A 14566-nucleotide genomic window follows, 5' to 3' on the forward strand; every position below is an offset into this window, starting at 1 on the left:
TCGTCTACACTCACGGACCACCTCAGGAGCGAACGTGCCCAGCCTGTCCACCCCGCAACCCAACCCGCCCGATCGGCCGAACCCGTCGAGCGCGCCGCGCTCCGGCGCCGCTACGCGACTGGCAGACTGGATGCGCAATCGCAGCTGGGCGATCGCGATGACAGTGGCGATCGTCATCACCGTGGGCGGCCTCGTGATTCTCGAAACGGCGCGCGAACGCATTGCCGCCGAGTACGAAACCGCGCTCGAAGCGCGCGACGTGACTGTCCAGTTGAGCACGCTTGCCAGTCAGCTAGCACGGCTGAGCGAGCATCAAAGCGAATTCCTGCTCACGAAACAGGACGCCGCGGCGCACGAGTTCTGCGCGAGCGCAGCACGAATACGCGAGAACGAGCAGCCGTTGCGCCGCTTCTATCGCAGCAATAAGGCGGACAGCGCAGAGCTCGCGAGCTTCACCCAGATTCTTTCGCTGATCGACGCGCGCATTGGCGCCGGAGCAAACGCATTGCAGCGCGCCGCGCCTCATCCGCTCGATCTGTCGGCGTGCGGGCCCATCAGTCAGGCCGACCCGGCCGGCGCGACCCTGGTGGACAGCACGCTCCTGCTGCTGCGCGACAACGAAGACCGTCGCGCGCAGCATGCGCTCGCCGCGAGCCGGGCCGATCAACGTATCTCCACGCTGTGCGCGGCCGGTCTATCGGCGCTGAACATCGTGCTGTTCATTCTGCTGTTCCGTAACCTCGGCATTCAGCTCGATCGCCAGGCACGCGTGCAGCGTCAACTGATCACGCAGCAGGAAGGTCTCGACCAGCTGGTCGCCGAACGCACCCGGCAACTCGAGGCGCTCGGCTGGCACTTGCAGGCGGTCAGCGAGAACGAGAAGACCCAGCTCGCACGCGAACTGCACGACGAACTGGGCGCGATCCTCACCGCGAGCAAGATGGATGTCGCGTGGGCCAACCGCAAACTGAAGGACAGCGAGCCGGACATCTCCGAGAAGCTCAGGCGCGCGCTGGCTAATCTCGACCAGGGCATTGCGTTGAAGCGCCGCATCATCGAAGACATGCGGCCGACGGTGCTCGCCAACTTCGGGCTGGTCACCGCGCTGCGCACACTCGCGGACGAAGCGGCTCAGCGCAACGGCTGGACGCTCGAACTGCATCTGCCCGCAGACGACATCAAGCTCGACGAGCAGACCGAGATCGCGCTGTTCCGCGTCGCGCAGGAGTCGCTCACGAACGCGGCCAAATACGCGCGCGCGTCGAAGGTGTCGATCGCGTTGCAGGTCGGCGACGGCGAGGTGGCCTTGCATATCGCGGACAACGGCGTGGGCATCATGCCGGCCGATCTGAAGCGGACTCACACGCACGGCCTGCTCGGCATGCGCCAGCGGGTCGCGGCGCATGGCGGCCGCTTCGATATCCGGCGCGGCACGCCGAGCGGCACCGACATCGACGTGAGCATGCCGAGTGTCAGCACCGCGACACCGTCGATCGATCTGCCGCCCGCGGTGCCGTCGAAGAGCACCGTGTGAACCGGCACCAGACAGGCCTCGCCCGCATCGTGTAGGACGACGCCGACGCAAAGTCCGGTGGGCGCCTACAGGAGAATCGCGACGCAACTGACAGCGCACCCTTTGCCGATTTTTTAACATGCAGTCAGACCGGATCGACTGGCGTAAGCCCCGGTCGGACGACAGCTAGCGCAGCTAGCACGTGCCGCTCGATAGCAGCACGTCAACCGATGCATTCTCGACAAGGAGAACTTTCATGAATCGACTGATCGCTTTGCTTCTCATTGCAGGGACAGCTGCGCTTGCCGGTTGCAACACGGTTGCAGGCGCGGGTCAGGACATCTCTTCGGGTGGTCACGCCATCTCGAATACGGCCGAGCAGGCCAAGTAAGCCGGACTTACGCTTTAAACAAGACGCGCCACCCGCCAGCGCTTTTCTGGCCGGGTGCAGCGCAAGCCGTCAAGGCATCGCCCATCGCGTGAAAACGCGGTGGGCTTTTTTTATGGCGACTGCGCAGCGCCAAAACAAAACGGCGGCCCACTTGCGTGGACCGCCGCTGTGTCCTCCCCCGGACCTGTCCGCTTCTGTTCTGTTTGGTCGATGCAATACGAAGCGGGATCGATGCGCCTGCTTAAGCGCCCGTCAACGAGTTCGTCAACTCGACGCTAGGCGTGCTCGTGTTGCCGTTCTGCGCGATCAGCAGATGGATCTGGCCCGGCAGCAACTGGCTCAGCGCACCGGCGATAGGCACCGACGTGATCAGCCAGTCGGCATTGTTCGACAGCGAGAATGCCTGCGACTGGAAGATCGGCGTCTTGCTGCCGGCCACCGTCGCGATCAACACGTACTGGCCGCCCGACACGTAGATCGAATCCTGTCCGCTGGCCGGCACCGCGCTCTTGAATGCGACAGCCGACATCGTCGGCGAGACGGCGCTGATGCTCGTGTTGGACGCCTGCACCAGATACAGGTCGAGGTTCGTCGCGTTAGCCGACGCATTGAAGCCACGCACGCGTGCGCTGTTGGACAGCAGACCCTTGTCGAACGGATCGTCGATCAGACCGATGTCCGTGCCGGTCACGCCCGGCAACGCCAGCACGGTGTACTCGTGGCCCTTCGACACGTCCGGGAAATTGCCGCTGGAGAGCGCCGTGGTCGTGCCGGTCGCGGCGTAGCCCACGTTGATCGAGCCGGTATTGATATTGGTGAAGTTCGTGACGCCCTTATAGCTGATGTTCGTCTGACCCGACGGCGCACTGCCGTTCACGAGGAAGTCCACGGCCGGCCCGCTCGGAATGGCGTGGATGAAATGGATCTCGGGGTTGGTCAGGCCGAGCTCCTTGCCTACGTCGTCGGAGCCGCCTCCGCATGCGCTCAGTACGGATGCGACGGCAACGACGGCCGCCATGGTTCGGATCATTTTCATTGTGTTCACCTATATCGATGGTGGGTGCTCGACCCATTCTGGTTGATAGGCGTTCGCCGTCGGAAAGCCGGCCGTTTTAATCGACGTTCACCGGTCGCTGAACGTCGTGGCGCGGTCCTCTGCAACGAAACACCCCTCCTTTTTTCCCTGCGCACATCGCGCCATTTTTTGGCTGGCGCGGTCCGTGTCAAAGGACGCTCGCATTGAGCAATGCCTGTGCCGCGGCGGTCGACAAGGTGTCGTGCTCCTTGCAAAGGTCTTTCAGGTCAAGCAGTTGCACGAATTAGAAAGTTTCTTCGCATCGAGTGGCACAGTGTGCGGTGTATCGTTCGTGCGCATCCCAACCTTACACGGCGCCCGGCATGTCTTACCCAAACTTACTCGCGGAACTCGACCTCGGCTTCACCCGTTTGCGCAACCGCGTGGTGATGGGTTCGATGCACACGGGGATGGAAGACCGCTTCTGGAATTACCCGAAACTCGCCGCCTATTTTCGTGAACGCGCCAAAGGTGGCGTGGGGCTGATCGTCACCGGCGGCATCTCGCCGAACCGGCAAGGCTGGTTGCTGCCGTTCGGTGGCACGCTCAATTCGGTGTTCGACCTGCGCAACCATCGGCTGGTGACCGACGCCGTGCACGCGGAAGGCGGCAAGATCGCGCTGCAAATCCTGCATGCCGGACGCTATGGTTATCAACCGTTCGTCGTGTCCGCTTCGGCAATCAAATCGCCGATTTCGAAGTTCAAGCCACGCGCACTCACCACCGCCGGCGTCGCCCGCACCGTGCGCGACTATGCGCGCTGTGCGCGGCTCGCTCAACGCGCCGGCTACGACGGCGTCGAGATCATGGGCAGCGAAGGCTATCTGCTCAATCAGTTCCTCTGTCCGCGCACCAACCGGCGCACCGATCGTTACGGCGGCAGTATCGAAAACCGCCTGCGCCTCGCGCGCGAAATCGTCGAACGGGTGCGCGCCGTGTGCGGCCGCGACTTCATCATCGTGTACCGGCTTTCGCTGATCGACCTCGTGGAAGGCGGCAACACCTGGGACGAAACCGTGCAGGTCGCGCGCGCGCTCGAAGCGGCCGGCGTGACACTCTTCAATACCGGAATCGGCTGGCACGAGGCGCGCGTGCCGACCATCGTCACCTCCGTGCCGCGCGCGGCCTTCGCGGCGCTCAGCAAGCGGTTGAAGGCCGCTGTCAACGTGCCGGTAATCGTCTCGAACCGGATCAACACGCCCGAGCTCGCCGAGTCACTGCTTGCGGACGGCGCGGGCGATCTGGTGTCGATGGCGCGGCCGCTGCTTGCCGACCCCGAGTTCGTCGCCAAGGCAGCCGGCTCGCGCGCGCATGAAATCAACACCTGTATTGCCTGCAATCAGGCCTGTCTCGATCACACGTTCAAAAACCAGCGGGCGAGCTGTCTCGTGAATCCGCGTGCGGGACACGAAACCGAACTGGTCTACCGGCCGCTCGCGGCCGGGCAACCGGTGCGTTCGGTTGCCGTGGTCGGCGCGGGTCCAGCGGGTTTGTCGGCGGCGACGGTGGCCGCCTCGCGCGGGCACCGCGTGACGCTGTTCGAAGCGCATCCGCAGATCGGCGGCCAGTTCAATCTCGCGATGCGCGTGCCCGGCAAGGAAGAGTTCAGCGAGACGATCCGCTATTTTCAGAGCCAGTTGCAGCGGCATCACGTCGACGTGCGGCTCGCCACGCGCGTCGATTCCGCGATGCTCGCTGCGGGCGCTTACGACGACGTGATCGTCGCCACCGGCATCGTGCCGCGACGCCCGGCAATTGCGGGCATCGACGGGCCGAACGTGCTCTCTTACGTCGACGTGTTGCGCGGTGCGCCGGTGGGTGCGCGCGTCGCGGTGATCGGCGCGGGCGGCATCGGCTTCGACGTCAGCGAGTTTCTGCTGCATCGCGCGGGCGAGCCGCTGCCGATGCCGCGCGACGCATGGCTGGACGAATGGGGCGTCGATCTGTCGGTGAGCGAGCGCGGCGGTCTCAAAACGCCCGCGCCCGTGCAAGCCGCGCGGCAGATCTGGTTGCTGCAACGCAAGGCGGGCAAGCTCGGCATGGGACTCGGCAAGACTTCCGGCTGGGTGCATCGCGCGACGCTCGCCAGACACGGCGTGACGATGCTCGGCGACGTGTCGTATCGCGAGATCGGCGAGCGCGGTTTGAAGATCGCGCGCGCAGGCGTCGAAGAGTGGCTGGAGGTGGACACGATCGTCGTCTGCGCGGGGCAGGAATCGTTGCGCGAACTGCTGCCGCAAGCCGCGTCGGCGACGGCATCGGCATCGGCCGGCGCACCTGAGCGACCGGTGCCCGGCGGGCCGCGTTATCACGTGATCGGCGGCGCCAAAGTGGCGACCGAACTCGATGCCAAGCGCGCGATTCGCGAAGGCGCCGAACTCGCGGCGGCGCTTTAGATTACCGCCTGCTTCACGCGCGTCCCTTCTTGCGATAGTCGAGCCAGAACGACAAGCCCACGCTCGCCAGAATCACGACGGTGGCGATCACCGTCGAATGCGTGACGGGCTCGCCCAGCAGCAACGCGCCGAGCGCCACCGCCACCACCGGATTCACGTACATGCAACTGCTGGCGATGATCGGGCTCGTGTGGCGGATCAGAAAACCGTACGCGACATACGCGGACATGGTGCCGATCAGCATCAGGTAGACGAACGCCAGCATCGGCAGAAAATGAATCTCGAGCATGCGCTCGCCCGACACCCACGCAACCATCGTCGACATCGCGCCGCCCAGGCCGATCTGCAACGACGTCGACAGAAACAGATCCGACGGCAGCTTCAGACGTCCGGCCAGATGCGCGCCGCCGGCCCAGAACAACGCGCCGCAGAGAATCGCGAGGCTGCCGCCGGCGGAGCCTGGCGCGTTGTCGCCGTGACTGAGAATCGCGATGCCGACCAGCCCGAGCCCGACCGCGAACCATTCGCTGCGGCCGATCTTGCGACCCGCCACCGCAGCGATCACCGTGGCGAACAGCGGCACGGTCGCGACCATCACCGCGGCCGTGCCGGTGCCGACGGTACGCATGCCATACGCCAGCATCCCGCTCGACAAACCGACCAGCATCGTGCCGACCAGACCGGCGTTGCGAATTTCGATCGCGCCCGGCCAGACCGGTTTGCGGCGTGCCGCGAAAATGAACAGCCCGATGCCGGCAAACAGGTTGCGCAGACCCGACATCAGAAGTGGCGGGAACGAACCCAGCGCGACATGCACGGCCAGATAAGTCGAGCCCCACACGAGATAGACGACGGCGAGCGCGAGCGCGATCTGGCCGTTGCGGGACTGCGGCAAACGCAGCGAAAGAAGGGGAAAGCGTGGGAAGCGTGGAGAGCGGCCAGGCAGTTGCGGCGACATGCGTTCAGTCCGCCCGTGCCGGTGGAACGTGTGATCGGGTTACCAGTCGGGAGGCGGGACAGGCGGCCCGAACTGCAACATCGCCTCCGCTGGGAGCCCGAAGTCGGGACGGCGGACACCGCATCGGCGATGCGGTCGGTTGGGCGAGGCTGGCGGACATGGTGGCGGAACGGTAAGGGAGCAGCAGATCTGCGTCGGACGTCGGCGCGCCCCGAATTATGCAGTAAGCGTCCACTGCATCGCGCCGGAGAATCGTAACTTTATGGCGTACTTGCAACAAAGCGAAAGGCGCCTGATCTACCGCGCATCGGCGCATCGAGACTGGACGGCAAAGTGCCCCGGCGGGTGTGGCGCGGCACCGTGCTAACATTCCCCTTTCTTCGTCGCCACGGCGGCGCCAGACTTTTCCTCCCCGACTTCGCCTCCATTGCCCATGCGTTTTCCCGCTTTCCGTGCCCCTACCCGTTTGCGCCCGCGCCGCGCACCGGGTTGCGCACGCGCGGAAAACGCACTGCGCCGCCTTCACGAGCCACGCCGAACGCTCCCGCTCCACGCCGCCCGGCGCCCGATCTAACGCTGCTCCACCCATGTCCGGAGCCGCGTCGTCGGGTTCCGGGCCGATCTCATCCGCACGCTATCCCCTCATCTGCAGATCGAACTGGAGTACCCATCGTGAAAAAGACGAAAACCTGTTTCCTCACCGAACTCGACGTTGCCCGCCTCGAAAAACATGCGGGCGCGCCGGGCGCCGACGCAAAACTGCAGGACATGCTCGACGACGTGCTGGAACGTGCCGTGATCGTCGACTCGCACGACATTCCCGCCAACGTCGTCACGATGAATTCGCAAGCCACGCTGATCGACGAAGCCACCGACGAGCACATGACCTGGACGCTCGTGTATCCGCCCGACGCCGACTTCGCGCAAGGACGCCTGAATGTGTTCTCGCCGCTCGGACTCGCGTTGCTGGGCGCCAAACGCGGCGAGAAGATCCGCTTCACGCCGCCGAGCGGCACGGAGAAAGTGCTGAAGCTCGACAAGATTCTGTTCCAGCCCGAAGCCGCGGACGATTTCACGCTGTAAGTTTCGCGCGACCTGCCGCGGCTTTTGCTGTGCCTTTTGCCGTGAATTTCCAGCGACTTGTCCGGTGAAATGCGCCCCATCGCACGAGCGTTCATTGCCTTCCACACCGCGGCGCGTTTTCGACGACGGGTTGCCAAGCGTCGGCCGCCCGGTGTATCGTGTGCGCTGCTAACGCGGGGGTCCTGCGTAGCATGGCAGTCGTCTAGCCGTGTTGCGTGGGTGAGAAATACCCTTTGAACCTGATCTGGATAATGCCAGCGCAGGGAAGCGTACGGAACTCGCTCCAGTTGTATGGCTTCATCCTCTCGCGATTTCCGACATCTTCCGTCTCGTCTCCTGCCTAGCTCCCCACATTGCATTTGCATGGGACCCGGGCATCGCCTCGTGCATCCGGGTCGATAAAGGAGATCACCTTGAACGCCAATCCGAAGTTTCTTTCCGCCGACGCTCACGTCGACGAAGCCGCCGTCGCTCCGCTGCCGAACTCGCGCAAGGTCTACGTGACCGGCTCGCGCGCAGACATCCGCGTGCCGATGCGCGAAATCTCGCAGTCCGATACGCCCGACAGTTTCGGCGGCGAAAAGAATCCGCCGGTGTACGTGTACGACACCTCGGGCCCTTACTCCGATCCGGACGCGAAGATCGACATCCGCAACGGCCTGCCCGCACTGCGTCAGGCGTGGATCGAAGAGCGCGGCGACACCGAAGCGCTGACCGGCCTGTCGAGCGACTTCAGCCGCGAGCGTGCGGCCGACACCGCGACCGCCGAGTTGCGCTTCAAAGGCCTGCACCGCACGCCGCGCCGCGCGATCGCCGGCAAGAACGTCTCGCAGATGCACTACGCGCGCCGCGGCATCGTCACGCCGGAAATGGAGTACATCGCGATTCGCGAGAACCAGCGCCGTGCCGAGTATCTGGAGAGTCTCAAAACGAGCGGCCCGAACGGCGAAAAACTGGCTGCCATGATGGGCCGCCAGCACCCGGGCCAGGCATTCGGCGCGAGCGCATTCGGTCCGAACGGTCTGACCTCGATCACACCGGAATTCGTGCGCGAAGAAGTCGCACGCGGCCGCGCGATCATTCCGAACAACATCAATCACCCGGAAAGCGAGCCGATGATCATCGGCCGCAACTTCCTCGTGAAGGTCAACGCGAACATCGGCAACTCGGCCGTGACCTCGTCGATCGGCGAGGAAGTCGACAAGATGACGTGGGCGATCCGCTGGGGCGGCGACACGGTGATGGATCTGTCCACCGGCAAGCACATTCACGAAACCCGCGAGTGGATCATCCGCAATTCGCCGGTGCCGATCGGCACGGTGCCGATTTACCAGGCGCTCGAAAAGGTCAACGGCAAGGCCGAGGACCTGACGTGGGAAATCTTCCGCGACACGTTGATCGAACAGGCCGAGCAAGGCGTCGACTACTTCACGATTCACGCGGGCGTGCGTCTGCAATACGTGCCGTTGACGGCCAGACGCATGACCGGCATCGTCTCGCGCGGCGGCTCGATCATGGCGAAGTGGTGCCTCGCGCATCACAAGGAAAGCTTCCTGTACGAGCATTTCGAAGACATCTGCGAAATCATGAAGGCGTATGACGTGGCCTTTTCGCTCGGCGACGGCCTGCGTCCCGGCTCGATTTACGACGCCAACGACGAAGCGCAACTCGGCGAACTGAAGACGCTAGGCGAACTCACGCAGATCGCGTGGAAGCACGACGTGCAGACGATGATCGAAGGCCCGGGCCACGTGCCGATGCAACTGATCAAGGAGAATATGGACCTGCAACTCGAATGGTGCGACGAAGCGCCGTTCTACACGCTGGGACCGTTGACCACCGACATCGCGCCGGGCTACGACCACATCACTTCGGGCATCGGCGCCGCGATGATCGGCTGGTTCGGCACCGCGATGCTGTGCTACGTCACGCCGAAGGAGCACCTCGGCTTGCCGAACAAGGACGACGTGAAGACCGGCATCATCACGTACAAGCTCGCGGCGCACGCCGCCGATCTGGCGAAGGGGCATCCGGGTGCGCAGGTGCGCGACAACGCGCTGTCGAAAGCCCGCTTCGAATTCCGTTGGGAAGACCAGTTCAACATCGGTCTGGACCCGGACAAGGCGCGTGAATTCCACGACGAAACGCTGCCGAAGGATTCGGCCAAGGTCGCGCATTTCTGCTCGATGTGCGGCCCGCATTTCTGCTCGATGAAAATCACCCAGGACGTGCGCGAGTTCGCGGCGCAACAGGGAGTGACCGACGACGAAGCCCTGAAAAAAGGCATGGAAGTGAAGTCGATCGAGTTCATGAAAAAAGGCGCCGAGATTTATCAGCGGCAGTAAGGTTGGGATGCCTTTGGCGCACCGAAACTACGGTGCGCCGATGGTTCGAACCCCGCATTGCAGCATCGAAGCCCGCCACTGGCGGGCTTTCTCGTTTGCGCGGACGGTGGCACGCCGCGTGCTCCCGGAAGAATCATCAGGTTACGAAACCGACAGTCCGCCGACACGCGGCGCGGCCGTGATCCGGTGAATTTTCCAAACAGAACTCAGGGAGTCAGCATCATGAAATCGATCCGTCAAATCGGTACGCTTGCCGCGCTCGTCGCGGTTGTCGCCAGCCTCTCGGCGTGTGACGGCATGACCACCCGTCAGCGCGATACCGCGATCGGCGCCGGTGTGGGTGGCGCAGCGGGTGCGGCGCTCGGCGGCAGTGCGCTGTCGACGGTGGGTGGCGCGGCGGCGGGCGGCATCATCGGCAATCAGGTTGGGAAGTAAGAGGCCTTTAGCGCGTTGCGCGGCGGCGTGTTGGATGCGTCGCCGGGTGGTCCCCAGACCGGCAAACCGTCCGCCGGCAACACGTCGAAATATGCGGTTACGGTTTTGCAATGGCGCGCAGCCGACGGCGGCGTAAGCTCGCGGAGTTACGCCGTTAAACGGCGGTGAATCGACCAGGAGCGCGTCATGAAGTCTCGCGGCAATTTTTCTTCGTTTCGGACGAGCGCCGGTTCGCTCGGGCGGCGGCTTCCGCACGCGAGCCTGATGCTCGGCGGTGTGGCCTGTGCGCTGATGCTGTCCGGCTGTTATTACCCGTACGGGTACTATCCCGGTGCTTATCCCGGTTATTCGCCGTATTACGCGACCGCGCCGCTCGCGCCGGGGCAGGCCGCAGTGCCGGCCGGCGGCGATGCGGACGCTGCGCAGCAAGGCCCGCAGCCAACCCAGGCGCAACAGGCACAAGCCGCTTCGCAATACAACAACGCGCAAAACACGCAGCCGACCTATGCGGTCGCGCAACCGCCGGTCACTTATGCGCCGGTCTATCCCGCTTATTACCCACCGGTTTATCCGGCCTATCCGGCTTACTACGGGTATGGCTATCCCGGCTATTACGCGCCTTCGGTCTCGATCGGCGTGGGCTTCGGCTGGGGTTGGGGCGGCGGTGGCGGATGGGGCGGCCACGGCGGTGGCCACGGTTACCATCACTAAAGCCTGACGAGCGCCGCTTTCTGCGGCGCTTTTTTCTTGCAGATCAATCCTCTCGCTGCGCCCCTTCCCAACTCACCGCCTTCCGCGCGGGTAGTTTCCCTCCTTGACGCGCGACGCCCGCGCCCTATGCTTGGCAGAGCCGCCTGCAGTATCCGTTTAAAAGCGCCGCCGACGTCTTTCCAACGCGCCGACGCCCGTCCGTCCTGACAGAGCGACGCACCGTACCGCGCAGCACCGCGTCGATTCCGAACAACAATCAAGGAGACGTGATGTTCCACCAGCTACTCACTCCGGTCGCCAACTCCCTGCCGCTTTCGTTTCTGGTCGCCGTGTTACCCATTGTCGTCGTGCTGGTTCTGCTGGGCTGGGCCCGCCGCCCTGCGTGGCAGGCTTCGCTGGCCGGCCTGATCGTCGGCCTCGTGGTCGCGGTCACGGTATGGCAATTCCCAATCGGACTCGCGATCGATTCCGTCGCCGCGGGCGCCGTGTTCGCCTGCTGGCCGGTCATGTGGATCGTGGTCACCGCCATCCTGCTGTACAACATCGCGCAACGCTCCGGACGCTTCGCGGCGTTCCGCATGTGGATGATCGACAACCTGCCGAACGACCGGCGTGTCGTGCTGGTGGTGATCGGCTTCTCGTTCGGCGCGCTGCTCGAAGGCATTTCCGGCTTCGGCACGCCGATCGCCATCACCAGTTCGCTGCTCATCCTGCTCGGCTTTCCGACGCTCGAGGCGCTCACCTTCACGCTGATCTTCAACACCGCGCCGGTGGCCTTCGGCGCGCTCGGCGTGCCGATCACGGTGCTCGGCGCGGTCACGCATCTGCCCGCCGACGCGCTTGCCAAAATGGTCGGCCGCCAGTTGCCGTTTTTCGCGTTGCTGCTGCCGTTCTACGTGATCGGCGTGTATGCGGGCTTTCGCAACATGCTGCGCGTGTGGCCGGTGCTGCTGGTGTCCGGCGCGAGCTTCGCGCTAACGCAGTTCGTCGCCGCCAACTACGTGAACTACAGCCTGACCGACGTGCTGTCGTCGATGGTCTCGCTGATTCTGACCATCGCCTTCCTGCGAGTCTGGAAACCCGCGCCCGATCCGAAGTTCGCCGTGAACATCGACCGCGTCGGCGAGGTACGCGGCAAGATCGGCGGCGCGCAGGGCTGGTATCCGTGGATCATCGTCTCGGTCGTGGTGATCGTCTGGACCGTCGCGAAAGTGTTCCTGATCGGCGACGTGAAGATTCCGTGGCCGGGACTCGACAAAGCCGTGTTCATCACGCTGTACAACACGCCGTACGGCGCGATCTGGGACTTCCAGCCGCTCGCGACGGGCACCGCGATTCTGGTGGCCGCGCTCATCACGACGTTCGTGGTGGGCCTGAGCGCGCGCGAATTCGGCCGCGCGGTGGCCGACACGTGGGTACAGACGCGAATTGCGATTCTCACGGTGGCGACCATTGTCGGGCTGGCCTATCTGATGAATTACTCGGGGCTTACCTACACGCTCGGCCTCGGCGTGGCGTCGGTCGGACCGATCTTCCCGCTGGTGTCGGCGTTCCTCGGCTGGATTGCGGTGTTCCTGTCGGGCAGCGATACGTCGGGCAACGCGCTGTTCGGCAATCTGCAGGTGGTCGCAGCGCACCAACTGAATTTGAACCCGATCCTGATGGCGGCGACCAATTCGTCGGGCGGTGTGATGGGCAAAATGATCTCGCCGCAGAACATCTCGACCGGCGTGGCGACGACCGAACTCAAAGGCAAGGAAGGCGTGGTGTTCGCGAAGACCTTCAAGCATTCGATCCTGCTAACGGTGCTGCTCGGCGTACTGGTGTGGTTCCAGCAGAACTATTTGCAGTGGATGATCCCGCATTGACCTGAATGAACCGCGGGCGGTCTGCGAACAGCAGCGCCCGCGGCGCAAATCAATTCACGCTCCGCGGGCCCGCGGCAGACCATTTCAACGCCCGGCGGCCTACCCACCCGAAAGCACATCGTAATTTTTCTCACAACAGCGTGAGAATTGCTCGTTAGGCCCGAGCCCAGGCGGCGCTTACGATGACGCCTATCGACGCCATCGCTTCCGGCCGCGCAGCGCACGCGAGCGAGGCCGAAAAGCGGCCGGCGAAGCGCCGAGCTGGTCTTCGCCGCTACCCCGCGGTTCCCAGTTCGTCTCCTGCCGCTTTCCCGCCTCTCTCCGGCTTCTTGCCATTTCGTTCGGGCCTGAAACGTTTCGTGTGAACGCGCTGCTACGATGCGCGGGCGTCCTGACTCCACCGCGCCCTGCGCCTTTCCCGAATGAACTCCAAAAACCTGCTGCAACTGCTGATTCTCGCCGCCCTCTGGGGCGCTTCGTTCCTGTTCATCCGGATGGGTGTCGGCGACTTCGGCGTCGCGCCGTTGATGGCGCTGCGGGTCGGTATCGGCGCCCTGTTCCTGTGGGTCATGCTGCTGACGCGGCGGCCGTGGCGCCAGTCGGCCACGCTGCTGCGCACTCGCGCGTGGCCGCTGCTGGTGGTCGGCGTACTCAATTCGGCGGCGCCCTTCTGCCTGTTCGCTTATGCCGAACTGACGCTGTCGGCCGGGGTCACCTCCGTGATCAATGCAAGCACGCCGTTGTGGGGCGCCCTGGTTGCCTTCGTCTGGTTGCGCGATCGTCTGAGCGGGCTGCGCACATTGGGGATGGTGATCGGTTTTCTCGGCGTGCTCATGCTCGTGTGGGACCAGATCGCCGCGCCCGATGGTGCGGCGGCCACGCCGCTGACCACGGGGCTCGCGGCAGCCGCGGCGCTCGGCGCGACCCTGCTGTACGGCATTGCCGCCAACTACACCAAGCGTCATCTGGGCGGCGTCGATGCGCTGACGGTCGCAGCCGGCACCATGACCGGCGCGACCATCGTGCTGCTGCCGCTCGCGGTAATCTTCTGGCCGGCCACGCCGGTGTCGCTCTCGTCGTGGGGCGCGGTGATCGCACTCGGCGTCGCCTGCACGGGCGTCGCCTACATGCTGTTCTTCCACCTGATCGCGGTGATCGGCCCGGCACGCGCCATCACGGTGACCTTCGTGATTCCGGTCTTCGGCATCCTGTGGGGCGCGCTGTTTCTCGGCGAAAGCGTATCGCCGGGCATGCTGGTCGGCTGCGGCGTGATTCTCGTCGGCACCGCGCTCGCCACCGGGGTGATCAAACGTCTGCCGTGGCAGCACACGCGGCGCGCCGATACCTGAAGTCTTCCTGTTTGCGCGACGCTCCCGGTGTTTTTGCGGAGCGCTCGCCCTGTCATCCGGCAGCACAAAAAATAGCCCGCACTCCGTCGGAGTGCGGGCGAAACCGTCGCCCTACGAGGATAGGCGACGGGGCCACTGAGGCCGCGCGCAACGCGCAGGCCGATGTCGGGCTCGGCCCCGGCTGCGGGCCGGGGCAACAATGATTTGGGGAGGTCGCCTGGGACGCACCGCAAACTCACATCGGATCAACTAATCCGGCCCTATGAGTCTATAAAAGCAGCTTACGTGCCAGTTTCAGAATGTCGATGGGATGCGCTCGCAAGCCCTTGATTGTTATTGATATTGGTAGCAACGCGGAGGGGTTTGAGAAGGGGTCTGGCCAGTCCTGGCAGTTACGTCACCGGGGTAACGTCACGTTACATGCGGGCGCATCGCAGCGGCC

General features: G+C 64.3%; 11 protein-coding genes and 1 riboswitch. Of the genes, 9 read left to right on the forward strand and 2 right to left on the reverse strand.

Annotated features, from left to right (window positions below; all coding sequences use genetic code 11):
• Window positions 1-43 precede the first annotated feature (43 nt).
• Complete coding sequence (locus FQ746_RS26410; protein ID WP_409932434.1) at window positions 44-1534, forward strand: sensor histidine kinase; 1491 nt, start codon at window positions 44-46, stop codon at window positions 1532-1534.
• A gap of 235 nt (window positions 1535-1769) precedes the next feature.
• Entirely contained in the window at window positions 1770-1904 is a 135-nt protein-coding gene (locus FQ746_RS26415) for an entericidin A/B family lipoprotein (RefSeq protein ID WP_144112718.1), read from the forward strand.
• Between the two features lie 241 nt (window positions 1905-2145).
• Here the strand turns inward: FQ746_RS26415 and FQ746_RS26420 are convergent, their stop codons facing one another.
• Complete coding sequence (locus tag FQ746_RS26420; protein ID WP_144112719.1) at window positions 2146-2940, reverse strand: DUF4397 domain-containing protein; 795 nt, start codon at window positions 2938-2940, stop codon at window positions 2146-2148.
• 362 nt (window positions 2941-3302) lie between these two features.
• Here FQ746_RS26420 and FQ746_RS26425 point away from each other — a divergent pair, with 362 nt between their 5' ends.
• The gene (locus FQ746_RS26425; RefSeq protein ID WP_144112720.1) at window positions 3303-5375 is read left to right on the forward strand and encodes an NADPH-dependent 2,4-dienoyl-CoA reductase; all 2073 of its coding nucleotides are present in this window, start codon (window positions 3303-3305) and stop codon (window positions 5373-5375) included.
• A gap of 13 nt (window positions 5376-5388) precedes the next feature.
• Here FQ746_RS26425 and FQ746_RS26430 read toward each other — a convergent pair whose 3' ends face one another.
• On the reverse strand, window positions 5389-6333 hold the full coding sequence (locus tag FQ746_RS26430) for an EamA family transporter (protein ID WP_144112721.1): 945 nt from the start codon (window positions 6331-6333) through the stop codon (window positions 5389-5391).
• Between the two features lie 672 nt (window positions 6334-7005).
• Between FQ746_RS26430 and FQ746_RS26435 the strand changes: the two genes are divergently transcribed.
• The 6 genes from FQ746_RS26435 (at window position 7006) to FQ746_RS26460 (ending at window position 14124) form a co-directional block, all read left to right on the forward strand.
• Window positions 7006-7416 (forward strand): GreA/GreB family elongation factor, encoded by a 411-nt coding sequence (locus tag FQ746_RS26435; protein ID WP_186310842.1) that lies wholly within the window; start codon window positions 7006-7008, stop codon window positions 7414-7416.
• 165 nt (window positions 7417-7581) lie between these two features.
• Window positions 7582-7700: riboswitch (TPP riboswitch) on the forward strand.
• Window positions 7701-7829: 129 nt separating this feature from the next.
• On the forward strand, window positions 7830-9761 hold the full coding sequence (thiC, locus tag FQ746_RS26440) for a phosphomethylpyrimidine synthase ThiC (protein ID WP_144112722.1): 1932 nt from the start codon (window positions 7830-7832) through the stop codon (window positions 9759-9761).
• A 222-nt stretch (window positions 9762-9983) separates the two neighbouring features.
• Window positions 9984-10196, forward strand: coding sequence for a glycine zipper 2TM domain-containing protein (locus FQ746_RS26445; RefSeq protein WP_144112723.1), 213 nt, complete (start codon window positions 9984-9986; stop codon window positions 10194-10196).
• Between the two features lie 186 nt (window positions 10197-10382).
• Window positions 10383-10907, forward strand: a complete 525-nt coding sequence (locus FQ746_RS26450) for a hypothetical protein (protein WP_186310843.1) — start codon at window positions 10383-10385, stop codon at window positions 10905-10907.
• A gap of 269 nt (window positions 10908-11176) precedes the next feature.
• Window positions 11177-12775, forward strand: a complete 1599-nt coding sequence (locus FQ746_RS26455; protein WP_144112724.1) for an L-lactate permease — start codon at window positions 11177-11179, stop codon at window positions 12773-12775.
• A gap of 422 nt (window positions 12776-13197) precedes the next feature.
• Window positions 13198-14124, forward strand: a complete 927-nt coding sequence (locus tag FQ746_RS26460) for a DMT family transporter (protein WP_144112725.1) — start codon at window positions 13198-13200, stop codon at window positions 14122-14124.
• Window positions 14125-14566 lie beyond the last annotated feature (442 nt).

It is taken from the genome of Paraburkholderia sp. BCC1886 (assembly GCF_900996245.1).
Taxonomy (GTDB): domain Bacteria; phylum Pseudomonadota; class Gammaproteobacteria; order Burkholderiales; family Burkholderiaceae; genus Paraburkholderia.